Source organism: Virgibacillus sp. AGTR (assembly GCF_016919725.2).
Taxonomy (GTDB): Bacteria; Bacillota; Bacilli; order Bacillales; family Amphibacillaceae; genus Virgibacillus; species Virgibacillus salarius.
In genome coordinates this window covers 1-19,426 of the sequence record NZ_JAJERH010000034.1, presented here as the reverse complement: position 1 = coordinate 19,426, position 19,426 = coordinate 1, and the positions used below count along the sequence as shown (strand labels likewise).

Genomic DNA, 19,426 nt, shown 5'->3' with positions numbered 1-19,426 from the left:
AGAAACGTAGCGATTGGAGTGAGTCAACGGAGATTAAGGAATCACGGTGAGCTTAAGAGCCGATGATGAGATTAGGGCGATTCATGAAGTAGCCTCGTTTCTGGGAGCTGGGGCTGGACACGGCTCATCACGTCCTTATTTATCCACATAGGCTAATTTTATAATTTCCTTTAATTTCCGAGACAATAAAAAAGAGGCTGGACAAAATACAACTTCTTTACTCAAAATACGAATAGTCATGTTATCAATAGGAGTAGCATAGCCGTACCGTGAAACTATAAGCGCTTTCCGCGGGCAAGGCCTCAGTTAACTTGGTAAAGAAAGTCACGTTACCAAGTGGATTTCCGGACGCGTGCTGTTCCCGCCGGAGTCTCGCTTATTTCAGGTGCTAAATGAATGATTCTAATCAAAAAACGAGCGATAATTAATTTCAACTAATCATCGTTCGTTTGTTTCTTCATTCTTTTGTCTCAGCCTCATAAGAACAAAGTCTTTATTTTATGAAGATCTGCTTACGTTGTCGAGATCTTTTCATTTTAGGTGCATGATAGCCACGTTCATAGATTTTTCCTGTTTGTAGGTGACATCGTTCTAAAAACTGCTCCATTGAGTTTGTCTTACTTACCTTTATCGCCTCTAAAAACACGCGTGCTGCAACCCTCGCATCTTCTAATGCATTATGGTGGTTAAACATTATTTTATGATATTCTGCTAATGTATTTAGTTTATAATTGTATAAACCGGGCCACATATTTTTAGAAATAGCTACCGTACAAAGATAATTTATTTCAGGGTAAGTAAGTTGAAAATGGTCTAGCGTATGCCTGATCACGCTCATATCAAAACTAGCATTATGTGCAATCACGACACTTTTTGATAAATATTGATGAATCGTTGACCATATTTCAGGAAATGTCGGAGCATCGATTACATCATCTTCCCTAATCCCATGTACTTGTATATTCATAGAACGAAAATTCATCATGGGATTAATAAGGCTATAATATTCGTCCGTAATATTTTCTCCATCCGAAACGACAATCCCAACCGCACAAGGACTAGATCGCTTTTCGTTCGCTGTCTCGAAATCAATAGATACGAAGTCCATTTCTGCATCACGCTTTCTAATTAAATTCTTACATTAGGAAATTTCTAATATATCCCATGTTGTAATAATACCTAGTAGGTGGCTCGATGGCTTGCCATTTTTCGTAATTAGCAATGCCTCCAGTCGCTCTCCTTTACTTGTATGCTCTTTAAAGATTTCAATTGCTTCGTAAATTGTCGTTCCCTGATGAATAAATCGAGTGTTATCTTGATTTTCAAATGGAAGGACTTCTTCCAGCGCACAACTTCCATTAAGCTTGTCCTGATTTTTCCTTCCGGCTAGCCAGTTAGTAATGCCCTTTTGAGTGAGCAGACCTTTAAATTCCTCTCCCTGATATACCGGGAATTTTGACAATTGTTTCTCATGAATAATGGTTAACAGCTTATTTAATGGGTCCGTTAATTGATAACAATAAACACTTCTAGAAAATAGAGGAATTACACGTTTTGGTTCACTTAGTTCTTTCTCTATTTCTTCAATTCGTTCAACAATTGTATCGTGTGGCTCGGCTATTGCATGCGTCATGTCGATTTTATTATGAACAATTGCATTTCTTAATTCAGCAAACTCTAATAAATCATCACTGTACGTCCGTACTAAAGCATTCGAATTTCTTAATATTTTTACAGCTTTTGAAAAGCCGACGTCTTTTTTATGTATTAATAAAGCTCGTAGCAACTTCTCAATTCGGTTAAATGCTGTCAAAAATCGTTCTGAGTTTTTATACATGACTATTACTCCTACCTCACTTTATCTCTCCTGTACAAATATGCTTAGCTAAATCATCTTGCATAGTCATTATTTTCCTCTTTTCATTATTCTAAACCATATTTGCTTATAGAGAAAGTTTAAGGATAGCCAAGCATCTCATTCAAAATAACGATCATAGTAAGTAAGATACTTCGGATCATGGAAAGGGATATGATTATAATATTCACACAGCATACTTGCTATAAAAACCCCATAGGAGCTACGGGTTCCAAAAAGACAATTCTTAAAAATGGCTGTATAAAAAATAGAAAAGGTGAGCGTAGCTTTCGTAAATTTTGACAACTACCGAAGTATGATACTTACCATTCCATGGCTATAGGCTCACTAGTACCCACCGGCATAGTCATGGGTTTTTAAACCATTATAATAGGAACTGCCCCTTTAACAAGCTGGGGTACAGTTCCCTGTAATGAAATTCTTGTAGATAGGATAAATTACATTTTTATTTGGTTATTAATTGTAGCTCGACAGGGATAAAAGCCTCCACTTCTTCTCCATTTATTATTTTTTCCACGGCCTCAATTGCATGCTCACCAATTAGTTCTGGCTGTTGGGCGATCGTTGCAGCCATTGTTCCTTCTTCTACAGCTGCTACCGCATCATCCGTCGCATCAAAGCCAACAACAATAACATCTTTTAATAAGTTCTGTGCTGCTAATGCCTCTACTGCCCCTAATGCCATTTCATCATTATGGGCAAATACAGCTTCAAAATCGCCTACACTTTGAATGATATTCTCCATAACAGCTAACCCTTTTGTCCGATCAAAATCAGCAGACTGACTAGCAGCTATTTCAACTTTATCTAATTGATCAATCCTATTATGAAAACCTTCTCCACGTTCACGAGTTGCTGAAGCACCTGCGATTCCTTCCAATTCAACAACATTTCCCGCTTCTCCTAATTGCTCTGCAATAAACTCTCCTGCCATTTCTCCCCCTTTCACATTATCAGAAGCAATATGTGTTTTAACCTCTCCACCTTCAGCGCTTCGATCAACCGTAATAACTGGAACTTCTTTATCGTTTGCTAATTCAATAGCTGAAACTATAGCACTCGAATCAACTGGATTCACTAACAATACATCAATATCCTGCTGTAATAAATCCTCAATATCACTCAGTTGAGTGGATGGATCATTTTGAGCATCAACCGTGACCAATTTATAACCTGCTTCCTTTGCCCCTGCTTTCGCACCGTCACGTAAAGTTACAAAAAATGGATTGTTTAATGTAGAGACAGAGAACCCAACTTTTACACCTTCCTCACCCTGTTTATCCGTATTCTCCTCTGTTTCATTCGCTGAACCAGGTGCTTCTGTTGAACAAGCTGCTAATAAAAGTAGTATTAGTGTAATAACTCCTATTCTTTTAAAATAAGTAATCATAGTTTTTTCCCCTACCTTTTCTTAGAATTTTTTATAAATGGTTGTATTTAATACTATTTTCCAATTTAGGGTGACTTCCTATCTAGTAAGACTGCTAATAAAATAACAACGCCTTTTACAATCTGCTGATAAAATGAAGAAACATGTAATAGGTTTAAACCATTATCGATGACTCCAATTATTAAAGCACCTATTAACGTTCCAGTGATTCTCCCCCTCCCTCCAGCTAAGCTGGTACCTCCAATGACAACTGCTGCAATCGCATCTAACTCATACATGCTTCCAGCAGTTGGCTGTGCGGAATTTAAACGACTTGTAATTATAATTCCAGCTAAGACAGATAGCATACCCGTCAACGAATAAACCCAGATTTTCACTCGATCTGCTTTTATTCCAGATAAGGTAGAAGCTTCTTCATTTCCCCCAACTGCATAAACTTGTCTACCAAACACGGTCTGTTGAAGGATAAAATAAAGAAGAAAGAACATAATGACCATAACGATCGCTGGAAAGGGAATTCCAAACACATAACCTTTTCCAATCATTTCAAATAGAAAGCTATCTGATAATCCAGTAATCGGCTTACCATCTGTAAATACAAGCGTAGCTCCTCTGTATATTGTCATTGTTGCAAGTGTGGCAATAAATGGCGCAACCTTTCCTTTTGTAATAATAATGCCATTTACCGCACCTAAAATGAGCCCAATAACTAAGCCCATGCATACTGCCAATAACGGATCCATACCACTTGTCAGTAGCCCTGCCGTTAAAGCACTTCCCAAAGCTAAAATAGAACCTACAGACAAATCAATACCTGCTGTTAGGATGACAAAGGTCATGCCAAATGCAATAAGTGCATTTACGGATACTTGTCTAAGAAGGTTTAAAATATTATCTAGCGTAAAAAAATTATCACTCAGTATACCTAAGATAAATGTGATTACAACCAATCCTAATAGAGGGCCGATTTTTGCTAAGCTAAATCTAGTAAGTTGAGTCATGCCTTACACCTCCAGTCGCAGCTGCCATAATTCTCTCTTGATTCGCTTCCTGCCTATCTAAAAACGTCGCTATTTTCCCTTCATGCATTACCATAATTCGATCACTCATACCTAATATTTCGGGAAGCTCAGATGAAATCATTATGATAGCAACACCACTTTTAGTAAGCTCATTGATAATTTTATAAATCTCCTTCTTTGCCCCAATATCCACCCCCCTAGTAGGTTCATCTAATATTAAAATCTTTGGGTTAATTCCTAACCATTTTGCTAGAACAACTTTTTGCTGATTTCCACCACTTAACGACTTCGCCTCCTGCTCACTACTTATAGCTCGAATTTGTAATCTATTTATTAATGCTTCAATTAATAATGTTTCCTTTGAATTTACGATAACACCATATGTTGATATCGCTTTCAAATTTGCTGATGCAATATTTTCTCTAATCGGTGCATGCATGATTAGTCCTTTAGATTTTCTGTCTTCGGTTATAAAACCAATTCCTGCTTCGATTGCATCTCTTGGATGTTTAATTGTTACTAATTTTCCATTTATTCTAATTGCACCATGGTCCTTGTTACTAAAACCAAAAATAGCTTCCATTACTTCTGAACGGCCTGCCCCCATCAAACCTGCTATTCCAAGAATTTCCCCCTTTCTTACAGAAAAAGAAATATTTTCAAACAGGTCTTCTTTTGATATATTTTCTACTTCAAAGATCACTTTACCAGGAACGTTTACTCTTTCAGGAAAACGATCTCCCAATTCCCTTCCCACCATCATTCTTACTATGTCAGTAAAAGATGTATCCGCGATTAATTTTGTTCCAATGGTTTGACCATCTCTTAGTACCGTAATGCGATCACATATATCGAAAATTTCTTCCATTCGATGAGAAATATAAATTATACTAACACCTTGATTTTTGAGTTTCTGGATTACATGAAATAACCGTTCTATCTCACGTTCCGTTAAGGCTGCGGTTGGTTCATCCATAATGATCATCTCTGCATTCGCCGCCAAAGCCCGAGCAATCTCCACCAGTTGCTGCTTGCCTATCGATAAATTGCCCGCTATATCATTTGGGTGAATGTTCGTTACCCCTAACTCATATAAACGTCGCTTCGTACGTTGGTGCATTTCTTTTTTATTAAGTATACCTGTCTTACCATATGTAATATCTTTTCCTAAAAACAAATTTTGTGAAACAGTTAAATGCGGAATAATATTTAATTCCTGATGAATTACAATAATTCCGTTCTGTTCAGCTTGTTTCGGATTCTTAAAAACAACTTCTTTATTCTTCCATTTTATTACACCTTGATCTCGTCTATAAATACCAGTTAATATTTTTACTAGCGTAGACTTGCCTGCCCCATTCTCTCCCATAAGTGCATGAATTTCACCAGGTAACACTTGAAAATCAACTGCTTTTAAAACAGGATTGCCTGCGAAATACTTATCAATATTAGCCATTTCTATGATTGGTGATGCCTTCATTCTCATCCCCCCATGGTATAAAAAGATACCTACTTATGTGGTGCTACAATCGTATGCGTACTTGTAGAAAATACAACTACCAGCCTATGTCTAGTAATCTACTGTTAGAAACGAAGACTATCTCATTTGAGGGTAAGCCTCTATGTACAGCTGTACCAGCAATTGATATTAAATAACTGTTCTCCTAGTTAAATGGTTAATCCTTACAATTTTCATCTCACATCTATGTGTAAGGTGACACCGACTTCAAGACTTTAACAGGAGTCATCAAGGATTAGTGGAGGATTAATTATCCGAAAATTCCCGATAAGATACACTAAAATCGCCTCTGTGTACTTTCAAAGATACAATTGTACGAATGAAATTCGTACCGTCGATAGACCATAAAACCTCCACTAAAGATTCGTTAAATTTATTGAACGCTACCTCTTTCTTGCAAAAACTGTTCAACCATTTGCTTCGTCGGCATCCCACCTTGTGCACCAATTTTACTAACAGATAATGCTGCAGCTGCAGTTGAAAATCTAATTGCTTCAGGAAGAGAATGTCCTTGGCCGAGTTGGGCAGCAAGTGCACCATTAAATGTGTCACCTGCACCTGTTGTGTCTTTGACACCAACTTGATAACTTGGAATATGGTACTCCTTCCCATTTAGAAAATAATGGACACCTTTCTCTCCTTGTGTCATGATTATTTTTTCTTGAATCTTCATAAATAATGGATTACTATTCAATGCTTCTGCTTCTATTTCATTTGGGGTCAAATAGGTTGCTAATTCTAGCAGCTCATCAGGTAAATCTTGATACGGAGCAGGATTTAAAATAACTGGAACCTGAAATTCTTTCGCTACTTGCACGGTATAGTTAACTGTTTCCATTGGAATTTCCAATTGTACAAGAACAACATCACTCTCCTTTATCAAATGACGATGTTGATCTATAATATTCGGTGATAGCCTATAATTCGCACCAGGTACAACAATAATTCGATTATCATTTTCCGATAAAATAATATTAGCGATCCCAGTTGACGCTTCGTTATCAATTGATATGCCCGAATCATTGATACCCTCTTTCCGTAAATGCTTAGAAAGTTTATCTCCAAAGGCATCCGCACCTACCATTCCAATCATGTTAACATTAGCACCAAGTCTTGCTGCCGCAACGGCTTGATTCGCACCTTTACCACCTGGAAATGTTGAAAAATGCTTTCCAAGCACCGTTTCTCCTTGCATAGGCATCGTCTGTGTAGTTATCGTTAAATCCATATTAATACTACCTATAATGGTTACAATTGGTTTATTAGTCATTTGCAGTTTACCTCCGTTTTCTAGTTGAATCACGCTCTATTAACTTTGTCTTTAGGTTGACTTGCTCAATGCTACGATTTGAGTCATGAATATGCTCCAATAAAAGCTTTGCAGCCTGTGCCCCAATATCATAAATCGGCTGCTCCATCGTTGTTAACGAAGGGGTAGTTGTCTCCCCCATAGCTATTCCATCGAATCCAACTACCGCCAATTCCTCTGGTATTTTCACACCTAATGCTTCTGCTGCTTTTATTACTCCTACTCCCATCTTATCATTTGCTGCAAATATACCATCAATTTCTGGATGATTAGTAAGTAATTCTTTCGTTACTGCAATTGTTTTTTCATAGTTATATTCACCAGAAACAACATAGCTTGATAGAAACCATTTCTCTTTTTTAACTATATCTAAATAGCCACCAAGTCGTTCCAATGTATTCATCGCATAGTCCGGTCCGCATATATGCGCAATTCGTTTACAGCCAATTGCTTTCAGATAATTCGTTGCCTCCCTAGCACTTTCGCGATTATTAACCGTAACAGAAGATAACTGCTTACTAACAATCCGATCAAGTGCAACAACAGGGGCATTCATATTATGAAGATAATCTTCCTTTAAATTACTTGAAACAATAATAAAACCATCAACTGACTTCTGTTGTAATGCATTTAGATACGTTATCTCTTTTTCAAGATCATCATCAGTATTACATAGTACAAATGTATAATTATGTTTATTTGTTATATCTTCTACTGCACGAGCTAGCTCTGGAAAAAACGGATTCATAATGTCTGGTACAAATAACGCAATCATTTTGGACTTCCCTTTGAACAAACTTCTAGCAATATCATTAGGTCGATAGTCCAATTGCCTAATTGCTCTTGTCACACGTTCTTTTGTATCCTTATTTACATACCCATTATTATTTAGCACCCTTGAAACTGTTGCCGTGGAGACGTTTGCAAGCTTTGCTACATCTTTTATCGTTGCCATTATTTAAACCCTTTCATGTAAGTAATTTCTTTGTTTATTCTTAATATGTAACCCGTTACAGAGATCATCATAGTTCGTTTTACAAATGCTGTCAATGTTTTTTTCAAAATATTTCCTAAAGCGAGAAATTAATTGGCAATTTTCATTAAAGCAAAAAGCCGAACTAAGAAATTTGAATCCATTCGGCTTTTTATTCGTTCTATTCTATTTGTTGTTTTGATAATTCTTTATCGTTGGTAAATACATAGATTCTCGTTTCAGTTTCATCCCATCTAACCAACGTAAGTATTAGTAAGCCTTTTTTCTTTATTTGCCGTTTTACTTTTAACTAGCTGGTAAATAAACCAAATGAATACAACAGCCCAAATCACTGTTCCAATAACCATTGAAAGTCTGTATTCTAAATGAAATCCCTCAGGTGCATAAAATATATACGTACTTACTACTCCAGTCATAAATAATGCTGGTATGCTACATATCCAGTGAAACTTCTGATGCTTAAGTAAATACATGGCACCAGTCCAAAGCATAAATGTAGCTACAACTTGATTTGACCAACCCACATATCGCCATAAAAAACTGTAATCTATTAAGGATAATAAAAATGCAGGTATAGCTACAGGAATAACCAATAATATAAGCGATCTCTTTCCTAACACTTGCTTATTCGATAACTGCCTTAGTAAATCAGCTAACATCATTCTTGATGACCGTAATGCTGTATCTCCTGTAGTAATTGGCAGTATCATTACACCCAACACTGCTAATATACCACCAAATGTTCCCAATGTAGCAATACTAATCTCATTGACAACACCTGCCGGGCCACCTGACCCAAGAGCAGTTTGCAGTCCATTTGTTCCGTTATAAAACGCCATCCCTGCTGCCGCCCAAACAAGAGCAATGATCCCCTCTCCTATCATAGCTCCATAAAAAACTTTTCTTCCTTCGCTTTCTTTTTTAAGGGTTCTAGCTAAAATCGGACTTTGTGTACTATGAAATCCTGATATTGCACCACAAGAAATTGTCACCATTAATAACGGCCAGATAGGTAGCTCATTAGGATGAAGATTAGTCAACGTTAAATTAGGAACGGTATAGTCAAAAAAGAATATCCCAACACCTATAGAAATAGCCATAAAAATAAGGATGGCACCAAATAACGGATATATCTTACCAATAATTTTATTGATTGGTAGAACGGTAGCTAATAGAAAATACGCAAACACAATTAATATAGATGTCAAGAAATTAAGTGGACTTATTTGTGACAATAATTGTGCGGGCGCAGCAGTAAATGCTGCTGCCACTAATATCATTAATAATATAGATAAAAGCGTAATAAATGCTCTAGCATATTTTCCTAAATATTTCCCAACAAGTGATGGAAATTGCGCTCCTCCTTGACGTAGCGATAGCATACCTGACATATAGTCATGAACAGCACCAGCAAATATACAACCTATTACAATCCAAATAAATGCAACTGGACCATATAACGCTCCCATTACTGCACCAAAAATCGGTCCGGTTCCAGCGATATTCAACAACTGTATTAAAATTGCTTTCCACCAGCTCATTGGCATGTAATCAAAACCATCCTGATTCGCATATGCAGGAGTAGGCCGCTGATCGTTAATGCCAAAAATTTGTTCAACCACCCTTCCGTATACGAAATAACCAATAAGTAATAACAAGATGGATGCTACAAAAGTAACCACCGCTGTCCCCTCCTTGTCCAAAAATCTATTCGATAGATTTCCTTTATCCTTTTTTAGAATTTTAAAGAATATTCTATATTGGAAAATTAAATAAAGCAACCTTTTTTATCTTTCATCTTTAGAAGCTATTGGTTTGAACATGCCAAAAGAATCATTTTACAAATTTAATATTTTAAATACAGGAAATTGATTGACAATATATAAAGTTCTGCTATGCTGAAAAATATTATTTCAGAACAAATGAAATAGACGGAATTTGTCTAGAAAGGAGTAAATTATGCAAATGGAACAGCAAATACTTAGAATACCTGGGCCCACCCCTATTCCCCCAAGTGTTCAACGAGCTATGTCTCAGCCAATGATTGGACATAGAGGGCAAGAAATGCAGGCGTTGCTTGAAGCTTTAAAGGGTAAGTTGAAGCCAATCTTTGGTACAAAAGAAGAGGTATTGCTATTCACATCAAGTGGCACAGCCGCTCTAGAAACTGCTGTCGTAAACGCTGTGGAACCAGGTGAAGAAGTAATTGTAATTGTATCTGGTGCATTTGGTGATAGGTTTACGAAAATATGTGAGGAATATCACATTTTAGTTCATCGTTATGACGTCACATGGGGAGAAGCTGCTAGCCCAGATCAATTACAACATTTATTACAAAAACATCAAGATGTAAAAGCTGTATTCGCTACATTTTGTGAAACATCTACTGGTGTGCTAAACCCCATAAAGGACTTAGCAAGCGTAGTCCATCAGTACTCAAACGCGCTATTTATTGTGGATGGTGTTTCTTGTATCGGTGCTACCGAAACGCAAATGGATGAATGGGGATTGGACATTGTTGTGACTGGGTCACAGAAGGCAATGATGCTTCCGGCTGGTCTAGCTTTTGTTGCTGCCAGTAAACGTGCTTGGGAGGCAATTGAACATAACCAGCAACCTCGTTTTTATCTAGACATGCGAAAATACCGTAATAAGTTAGAAGAAAATTCAAGTCCTTTTACACCTGCTGTTTCATTATTATTAGGGCTTAAACAGGCTATTGCATTAATGGAAGATGAAGGACTATCCACTATTTATAAACGCCATCAGCTCATGGGAGAAATGACTCGAAATGCTTTTCATGCATTGAATATTCCTTTACTGACAAAGGATACTGATGGGTCACCTACAGTTACTGCTGTTCGACCTGCCGATTTTTCAGCTGAAGCACTAAGAAAGGTACTTCGTTCAGAATTTGGATTAACCATCGCTGGGGGACAACAGCATTTAAAAGGAGCCATTTTCCGTATCGGTCATATGGGGTATTGCAATCCCGCTGATGTCCTACAAATTATTAGTTTAATGGAGATTGGTTTGCGAAAGATTAACAAAAATATTGAGCTAGGAAAAGGTGTTCGTGCTGCGCAAAATGTATATTTAAACAACAAATAGAATAAAGTTATTTCTTTCAGTAAAGTTTCGGTTTGTTCACCATTCGTCATTGCAAAGTCATTCCCCGTTGACATACTATATTCAATTAATTTACGAGTGAGATCTCTGTAAAATCCACTGAAGTCAGTTAATTTTAGTTACTAGTGAATTAATTAGGATAAAAATCTAACTTTGTCCGATACCCTTAGGAGGTAATAAAATGTTTAAAGTTTTAATTTCAGATCCATTAAGTAAAGAAGGTATATATCCTTTAAATCAAGCAAATCATATCAGCATTGAGATGGCAATTGACTGGTCACAAGAGCAATTAGAAGATCGGATAGCGGAATACGATGCCCTATTAGTCAGAAGCCAGACACAGGTTACGCGAAACTTAATCATGAAAGCGCACAAACTCAAGATTATCGGACGTGCTGGAGTGGGTGTAGATAACATCGATCTGGATGCGGCTACTGAATATGGAATTATTGTTGTCAATGCACCAAATGGTAATACGAATTCAGCAGCCGAACATACGATGGCCATGATAATGGCCCTTTCAAGAAAGATTCCCCAAGCATATTTATCACTTAAAAACAAACATTGGGATCGAAAAAAGTATGTTGGTACGGAATTAAAGAATAAAACACTGGGAATCATAGGACTTGGTCGTATAGGTGCTGAGGTAGCTTACAGAGCGAAAGGTCAACGCATGACTATTATTGCATATGATCCATTTTTAACAGAGGACAAGGCAGAAAAAATGGATATACGATATGGCACAGTTGAAGATGTATTAAAAGATGCTGATTTTATAACAATACACACACCGCTTTTAAAAGAAACGCGTCACTTATTGAACGCAGAAGCTTTTAAGCTTGTCAAACCTGGTGTACAAATTATTAATTGTGCTAGAGGTGGAATAATTGATGAGGATGCTCTCTATCAGGCCATTCAATCCAATCAAGTGGCTGGAGCAGCATTAGATGTATTTGAAGAGGAGCCATTTTACAATAATAAATTATTGGAATTACCAGAAGTCATAGCAACCCCCCATCTTGGAGCAAGTACATTTGAGGCACAAGAAAGTGTAGCCATCGATGTCAGTGAAGACGTTATTCGTTTTCTGGCTGGTGATGTCGTACGTCATCCAGTAAATCTTCCTTCTTTATCAAAAGAAATATTAAGTGAGATTGAACCTTATTTCCATCTTGCTGAGAAAATCGGAACATTTCTTATTCACCTAACAAATGAAGCTGTTGAAGAAATTAACCTTTACTACTCCGGTGACCTATCAAAAACCAAAATAGCTCCCATTACGCGTAACGCAGTAAAAGGATTATTAACAAGACACCTTGGCGAGCATGTGAATGATGTTAATGCACTATATCTTGCCGAAAAACGAGGTATAACTATTCATGAAAATAAGACCTCATCAACCAAAGGTTTTACAAACCTGTTAAATGTTGAAATCAAAACAAAATCAGAAAAACGTAGTGTTTCCGGCACATTATTAAATGGTTTAGGTCCCCGAATTGTTAAAGTTGACCATTACAGTGTAGATGTGACACCAAAAGGTCATTTATTAGTTATCCACCATAAAGATCAACCTGGGGTAATCGGAAAAATGGGAAGCTTACTTGCTACACATCAAATCAATATTGCAACAATGCAAGTAGACCGTGCAGATATTGGTGGAGATGCCATTATGGTGATGACTGTAGATCGACACATTGAAAAACATGAGTTATTAGCCATCGAAGAAGTAGATGAAATTCACGATGCTACAGCGATAGATTTATAGAATCATTTGGAGGCTTGTTACATCTCAAGCTTAGGCTGTCGTTCGCGACAGCCTAGCTTACCCTTCTTATACACCTTTACGAATTAGAGCTAATACGGACGATAAATCCTTTACTTCGAAAGTTGGTAATCCATTATTCTCTATATCTTCTCGATTAATCCAGATCGAATCAATGCCAATTCGAGAAGCTCCCAATATATCTGTATTTAAATTATCACCAACCATGATTACCTTATCTTTTTCCACTTCAAGTATATCTAATGCATGTTGAAATATAGAAGCATCCGGCTTTCCCTTACCAAATGCTCCAGATATTATAATCGCATCAAAATATGACCTTAGCCTAGGGGTTAAGTCTAGCTTTGTTTCCTGTAAATCTGGAGAACCGTTTGTTAATAATAGTAATGTAAATTCACTAGCTAACTGATCAAGCACATCAAAGGTATCCTTATAGACGTACGCCTTCTCCTTTCTAATCCTTGGAAAAGCTTCAGCTAGCTCAGCACCAAGGTATGGATCATCGACACTAACTTCTCTTAATGCTTCTGTCCAAGTCGATTTACGATAATCTGGAGCCAGCTTGTGAAGCTGCTCAAAGACTTCTCCCTTATCAAAAAAATCCCCCCATAATCCCTCGAATGGATTAATACCAATCATTCTAGTAAAAGAATAGGTAGGATAGGAAGCATATAACCTACGAGCTTTTTCCTTTACTCTTTCTTCCAGGATGATAGGATCAATTTTGGTATTAGCCTTACTCGCTAGTTTACAAGTATCTTTAAACGATTCTTCTATACTTTTTTTATCCCATAATAACGTATCGTCTAAATCAAAAATAATTGCTTTGCGCATCTATACATCTCCCTTTCATCTTGCATACCTTATAAAAAGTATACAACATTTTAATTAAATAAAAAAAACTGAAAATTAAGGGTTGCTTTTATTAGAATTATAGACTAATATAGTTATTAAAATTTTTACAGCAAGGGGATAGTGACATGGAAGAATGGACAGTTAAGGTAAACCATAGTGCAGTGAAAAAAGAAAAACCGAAAACCGATCAACTAGAATTTGGAAGAGTATTTACAGACCATATGTTTATTATGGATTATTCTGTACCATTAGGCTGGCACGATCCACGGATTGTACCTTACGAGCCTTTGACGATTGATCCTTCCGCAATGACATTTCATTATGGTCAATCCGTTTTCGAAGGATTAAAAGCCTACTATACGCCAGAAGGCGATATTCATCTGTTTCGACCTGAAAAAAACCTGCAGCGTCTAAATCGGTCAAATGATCGGCTATGTATTCCTCCGATTGACGAAGCATTTATTCTGCAGGCGATTAAGCAGCTAGTATATTTAGATAAAGAGTGGATTCCAACCGCTGAGGGAACATCTCTTTATATCCGTCCATTCATTATATCTACGGAACCATTTATCGGCGTGGCTCCATCACATCAATACAAATTAATCGTTATCCTATCACCGGTAGGGGCCTATTACAAAGAAGGGATAAATCCCGTTAAAATCGCTGTAGAAAATCAATACGTTCGGACAGTAAAAGGTGGTACGGGTGAAGCAAAAACCGGTGGAAATTATGCTGCCAGTTTAAAAGCACAAGAATTATGTGCACAAAAAGGATTTACTCAGGTACTATGGTTAGATGGATTAGAAAAGAAATATATTGAAGAAGTTGGTAGCATGAATGTATTCTTTAAGATTAATGGAAAAGTTTACACACCAGCACTTAATGGTAGTATTTTAGAAGGAGTAACGCGAAATTCTGTTATCCAAATGCTTCAATATTGGAATATACCGGTGATTGAAGAAAAACTCGCAATCGATGATTTATATCAAGCTTATTTAGATGAAACGTTGGAGGAAGCTTTTGGTACAGGAACAGCAGCAGTTATTTCACCAATTGGCCAACTTAGTTGGGAGAATAAAGATCTTTATATCAATGAAGGTAAGACAGGAAAAATTTCAAAAGCTCTTTATGATACACTAACTGGAATTCAGTACGGTAGAGAAAAAGATCCTTTTGATTGGATTGAAAAAGTAACGAAAAAAAATACAGTTAAACAATAAGCGAACTTATTTTTTATTATAGCTATACAAGGGAGCACTAGATGAATACTAGTTCTCTCTTTTTTATGCCAAATTATTTTTGAATTAAAGATTATCTTTCCCACCATTTTCCGATGAGAAATAGAATTAATCATCTTTTTTGATTTCCTTCTATCCTCTCCCTAAGCTTACATACCATCAAGTAACTACGGAGAGTTTCACCATATATTCTGTGAACGAATATTCATTTTTTGAAAGAACTTGTTGATAGATCTCACCATAATCCATAGCCTCTATTTCCCACTGTTGTGATAGAATTCTCATCATTACATTTGGTATCAACCATTGAATGGTTTACTGTGACGATTCATTTAAGAGAAATCTTGTAGAAACCTATAGTCATAGTTCAAAATAAGACCATGTGAATAAATAATGGCGTGTTGAGCCGCGTCCAGCTCCTGCGCCAGATACGAGGAGACTTCTAGAATCTCCCTACGATAATATTTCCTAGATAATAAAGCTGACTACAAGGCATAACTTGTAGCCAGCTTCTAATCATCTAGGAATACTTAATTAAGGAAAGTTTCCCTTAGTTACCCTCTTTTCAACCGCTTAAACTCAATTCATTCTGACGAACTGCAATATATTCTGGACGTTCTTTTCCTCCAGAAAATGGTTCTACTAATCGATTCTCAATACTATTATATACCATAAATAAGTTATTACGTGGATATGGCGTCATATTACTAGATGATCCATGCATTGTATTGCTTTCAAATAATGTTACAGCACCTGCTTTTCCAGTTGGGGCAGTAATACCTCCACCTTTATCACATAACCAGCGTAGACTGTTTTCATCAGGAACACCCAGTTTTTGTTTTTTAAGTGACTTTTTATAATTATCTTCTGGAGTATCCCCTACACAGCTAACATAGAAATTGTGGGATCCAGGTATCAGCATTAAAGGACCATTAAAGCTATAATTATCTGATAACGCAATCGACACACTTATTGCTCGCATCCGTGGCATACCATCCTCAACATGCCATGTTTCAAAATCAGAATGCCAATCAAATTCTTTTCCTTTAAACCCTGGTTTATAATTAATTCGAGATTGATGTATATATACGCCACTTCCCAATAAATATTCAACTATGTCAAGAAGTCGCTTGTCATTTGCTATATTCTTAAAGTAGTTATCATCATGATGCACGTGAAAAATAGAACGAATCTCATCACTCTCTGGCTCACGAATAATTTTGTCAGAAGAAACATTGTGATGAGACTTTTGCAATTCAAAAATGGCTTTCTGCATATCCACTACTTCCTTATCTGAGAAGAAGTTTTTAATCTGCAAAAACCCATTTTTTTCATAAGAATCAAGCTGTTCTTTTGTAATAGGAGCCTGATTATCTTTGGATCGATCTGTATAAATAACAGGATCCTTCCGCTTCAAAATTTCCGGTCGGTTATTTTGCCTTGAAGGATAAAGATCTTCCATGAGTAACACTCCTCCTACTATTAAATTACTATTATAAGATTGTATATAATTAAGTATCCCTAGATTTCCAAGGGAAACCTTCCTACATTAACAATGTCTACCCCAATCATTCAACTATTAAACTCCTAATATAATAATTGTTTTGAATAATTATATAATTTAACCTCTAAAAAATCAAACCAACCATCGTTAACTAAAATGAAAGGAAACTAAAAAACAATTGACGTATTTACTCGTGGTTGCGTATAATGATAGCAATCCAAACAAATCATACTTTTCTTATAGGAATTTAATGAATAGGAGGTTGCAACTTGCTACTCAAACTACAAAACGTTGGGAAAACATTTATCGATAAGCAAAAACATACTTCATTTGAAGTTTTTTCTGACATTGATTTAACGATTGCTGAAAATCAGTTTGTATCCATTCTTGGGCCATCTGGTTGTGGAAAATCAACCTTATTATCCATGGTTGCGGGGCTTGAAAATACGACAGAAGGTAGCATTACACTAGAAAAACGAGAAATAAAAAAGCCAGGACCCGACCGAGGTATGGTCTTTCAGCAACCCTCTCTCTTCCCATGGCTTGATGTTAAAGGTAATGTAACCTTTCCGTTAAAAAAAAGCATGAATAAGCAGCAGGCAGAACTCGAAGCCGACTATTTTTTAAAATTGGTACAGTTAAGCAAATTTAAGCATCATTATATTTATGAATTGTCCGGTGGAATGCAGCAACGTGTGGCTATTGCCCGTGCTTTAGCAATGAATCCCAAAGTGTTACTAATGGATGAACCATTTGGGGCACTAGATGAACAAACACGTCATATCCTTCAAGACAAATTATTAGAAATTTGGCAACAAACAAAGAAAACCATTTTATTTGTTACGCACAGTATTCATGAGGCTATCAAACTATCTGATCGTATCATTGTAATGGGAACTCGTCCCGGGAGAATTATCTCAGATATTACCATAGACTTTCCAAGGCCTCGTGATCGTGAAAATCAGCAAGTAATTACGTTAGAAAAAAAAATTATGAATCTGTTGAAAACGGAAATAAATAAAGTGTTAAAGGAAGAATTAGCAGATGAAATTCAGCATAGCAGCTAAACGTATTATGTTTCTTATTGTTGTTATAGGTATATGGCAATTTATTTATTCTCTAAATATTTTTGAAGCAATTGTGTTCCCTTCCCCAATTACCGTTGCTACCGCCTTATACGAAGGCTTTACAAGTGGTGATTTAGTAAAGGCTCTAGGAGCTAGCTTTAAACATTTACTTTTTGGAATGTCATTAGCTATTCTCTTTGGAACAATTATTGGGGTTATTCTCGGAAAATCAAAGCAAGCAGATGAAACAGCTGGTATGTATTTGATAGCTCTTCAAAGTATTCCAAGTATTGTATGGGTACCGCTTGCCATTATGTTATTTGGATTTACGGAATTTTCGGTTATATTTGTAGTTGTTTTAGGTGGTACTTTCGTTATGGCTATTAATGTAAGGTCTGCTATTCAAAATGTTTCACCTCAGCTTATTCGAGCAGCTAAAACAATGGGAACGCAAGGACTAAGGTTATTTTACCGAGTAGAGGTACCTGCTGGAATCCCTTACTTTATGACAGGTATACGACTTGCCTGGGCTTTTAGCTGGCGTGCATTAATGGCTGGAGAATTATTAAGTAATGGACCAGGTCTAGGATACTCCTTAAGCTACGCTCAAGATTATGCCAGAATGGATCAAGTAATAGGTATCATCATTATCATTGGAGTTATTGGCGCTATTGTCGATCATTTCGTATTCTCAAAGCTGGAGCATACTGTAATGAAACGATGGGGATTATTAAGATGAAAGGATGATTAAAAAATGAAAAGAATCACAGGATTTATTTTCTTATTTTCATTGCTTGCAAGCTTATTAACAGCATGTGCAAATAATCAATCAGACAGTAATCAAGAGGAAATAACGATTGGTTATTTCCCAAACATTAATCATGTTGCAGGAATGGTAGCTGAAGAAAAAGATTTATACGCAGATACTTTACCTAGTGGAACAAAAGTGAACTATCAATATTTTCCTGATGGTTCAGCATTTATGACAGCATTGGAAACAGGTGAAATTGAAGGTGGATTGGTTGGCCCTGGTCCAGCTATGAATCATTTTGTTAGTGGAGCGAACATTAATATTGTCGCAGCTGGATCTACTGGAGGAACCGTAATAATGGCTAGAAATAACGCAGAGATAGAAAGTCCAGAAGATCTAGCTGGTAAGACATTTATTTCCCCGCGAGTTGGCTGTACGCATGATGTGCAATTCGAGGCACAAATGAAAGAAGAATATCATTTAACATCCGATCGGGTAAGTGGTCAGATGAAACATGTAACAGGTAAACCGGCGACCTATCATAGTATGTTTACTTCAGGGAAAATTGATGTAGCTACTGTACCTGAACCCTGGGCTTCAGTCATTGAAGTCGAAGGTAGCGGAAAGGTATTAATTGACACGCCAGAAGTAGCTTGGGGAGATACGTTACCTGCGGCTGTTTTTGTAACCTCTCAGGATTTAATTAAGAATAACCCAGAACTTGTTCAACGTATTGTGGATGGACATAAAAAGGCAACAGCATTTATTCAAGAAAACCCAGAAGAAGCAAAAACAATAGCGATTAATAAAATAAAAGAAATTACGGATCAGGATCTATCCAAAACGGTGATTGATAATGCGTGGGAACGAATTGATTTCACATTCAATATTGAACCAGAAGTTCTTGAAGAATTTTCCAACTCATCCTATGAATTAGCATTTTTAAAAGAGAAGCCTAATTTAGAAGGATTGGTTGACAAAAGCTTCCT

The 19,426-nt window shown here is 36.6% G+C and carries 16 protein-coding genes; 6 read left to right on the top strand and 10 right to left on the bottom strand.

All coding sequences use genetic code 11. From position 1 onward, the window contains the following. Window positions 1-493: 493 nt before the first annotated feature. The 8 genes from JUJ52_RS13165 to JUJ52_RS13130 form a co-directional block, all read right to left on the bottom strand. Window positions 494-1,108, bottom strand: coding sequence for a 3'-5' exonuclease (locus JUJ52_RS13165; RefSeq protein ID WP_205388374.1), 615 nt, complete (start codon window positions 1,106-1,108; stop codon window positions 494-496). Between the two features lie 33 nt (window positions 1,109-1,141). Beyond that, entirely contained in the window at window positions 1,142-1,837 is a 696-nt protein-coding gene (locus JUJ52_RS13160; protein WP_026682693.1) for a CBS domain-containing protein, read from the bottom strand. Window positions 1,838-2,321: 484 nt separating this feature from the next. After that, complete coding sequence (gene rbsB, locus JUJ52_RS13155; protein WP_121604806.1) at window positions 2,322-3,266, bottom strand: ribose ABC transporter substrate-binding protein RbsB; 945 nt, start codon at window positions 3,264-3,266, stop codon at window positions 2,322-2,324. A gap of 65 nt (window positions 3,267-3,331) precedes the next feature. After that, a complete protein-coding gene (locus JUJ52_RS13150) occupies window positions 3,332-4,267 on the bottom strand; it encodes an ABC transporter permease subunit (protein ID WP_121604805.1) in 936 nt (311 codons plus the stop codon). Then, a complete protein-coding gene (locus JUJ52_RS13145; RefSeq protein WP_205388373.1) occupies window positions 4,251-5,768 on the bottom strand; it encodes a sugar ABC transporter ATP-binding protein in 1,518 nt (505 codons plus the stop codon). The genes JUJ52_RS13150 and JUJ52_RS13145 overlap by 17 nt, the downstream gene beginning before the upstream one ends. A gap of 412 nt (window positions 5,769-6,180) precedes the next feature. Further along, a complete protein-coding gene (rbsK, locus tag JUJ52_RS13140; RefSeq protein WP_205388372.1) occupies window positions 6,181-7,077 on the bottom strand; it encodes a ribokinase in 897 nt (298 codons plus the stop codon). 7 nt (window positions 7,078-7,084) lie between these two features. Continuing rightward, window positions 7,085-8,071, bottom strand: a complete 987-nt coding sequence (locus JUJ52_RS13135) for a LacI family DNA-binding transcriptional regulator (RefSeq protein WP_026682688.1) — start codon at window positions 8,069-8,071, stop codon at window positions 7,085-7,087. Window positions 8,072-8,343: 272 nt separating this feature from the next. Further along, entirely contained in the window at window positions 8,344-9,792 is a 1,449-nt protein-coding gene (locus JUJ52_RS13130) for a carbon starvation CstA family protein (RefSeq protein WP_034679590.1), read from the bottom strand. Window positions 9,793-10,069: 277 nt separating this feature from the next. Here JUJ52_RS13130 and JUJ52_RS13125 point away from each other — a divergent pair, with 277 nt between their 5' ends. Both JUJ52_RS13125 and serA read left to right on the top strand, forming a co-directional pair. Continuing rightward, window positions 10,070-11,221: a pyridoxal-phosphate-dependent aminotransferase family protein gene (locus tag JUJ52_RS13125; protein ID WP_026682686.1), complete on the top strand. Its 1,152-nt coding sequence runs from the start codon at window positions 10,070-10,072 to the stop codon at window positions 11,219-11,221. A gap of 199 nt (window positions 11,222-11,420) precedes the next feature. Further along, window positions 11,421-13,004 carry a phosphoglycerate dehydrogenase gene (serA, locus tag JUJ52_RS13120; RefSeq protein WP_205388371.1) on the top strand — a complete coding sequence of 528 codons (1,584 nt, stop codon included), beginning with the start codon at window positions 11,421-11,423 and terminating at the stop codon, window positions 13,002-13,004. A gap of 66 nt (window positions 13,005-13,070) precedes the next feature. Here the strand turns inward: serA and JUJ52_RS13115 are convergent, their stop codons facing one another. After that, a complete protein-coding gene (locus JUJ52_RS13115) occupies window positions 13,071-13,856 on the bottom strand; it encodes an HAD family hydrolase (protein WP_026682684.1) in 786 nt (261 codons plus the stop codon). 146 nt (window positions 13,857-14,002) lie between these two features. Here JUJ52_RS13115 and JUJ52_RS13110 point away from each other — a divergent pair, with 146 nt between their 5' ends. Beyond that, on the top strand, window positions 14,003-15,097 hold the full coding sequence (locus tag JUJ52_RS13110) for a branched-chain amino acid aminotransferase (RefSeq protein WP_026682683.1): 1,095 nt from the start codon (window positions 14,003-14,005) through the stop codon (window positions 15,095-15,097). 583 nt (window positions 15,098-15,680) lie between these two features. Here the strand turns inward: JUJ52_RS13110 and thpD are convergent. Then, window positions 15,681-16,577: an ectoine hydroxylase gene (gene thpD / locus JUJ52_RS13105; RefSeq protein WP_026682682.1), complete on the bottom strand. Its 897-nt coding sequence runs from the start codon at window positions 16,575-16,577 to the stop codon at window positions 15,681-15,683. A gap of 311 nt (window positions 16,578-16,888) precedes the next feature. Here thpD and JUJ52_RS13100 point away from each other — a divergent pair, with 311 nt between their 5' ends. The 3 genes from JUJ52_RS13100 to JUJ52_RS13090 form a co-directional block, all read left to right on the top strand. Beyond that, window positions 16,889-17,686: an ABC transporter ATP-binding protein gene (locus JUJ52_RS13100; protein ID WP_205388370.1), complete on the top strand. Its 798-nt coding sequence runs from the start codon at window positions 16,889-16,891 to the stop codon at window positions 17,684-17,686. After that, window positions 17,664-18,425 carry an ABC transporter permease gene (locus JUJ52_RS13095; RefSeq protein ID WP_026682680.1) on the top strand — a complete coding sequence of 254 codons (762 nt, stop codon included), beginning with the start codon at window positions 17,664-17,666 and terminating at the stop codon, window positions 18,423-18,425. The genes JUJ52_RS13100 and JUJ52_RS13095 overlap by 23 nt, the downstream gene beginning before the upstream one ends. Window positions 18,426-18,440: 15 nt before the next feature. Beyond that, window positions 18,441-19,426, top strand: a 986-nt coding sequence (locus tag JUJ52_RS13090) for an aliphatic sulfonate ABC transporter substrate-binding protein (RefSeq protein ID WP_228088994.1), incomplete at its 3' end; no start/stop codon positions are given.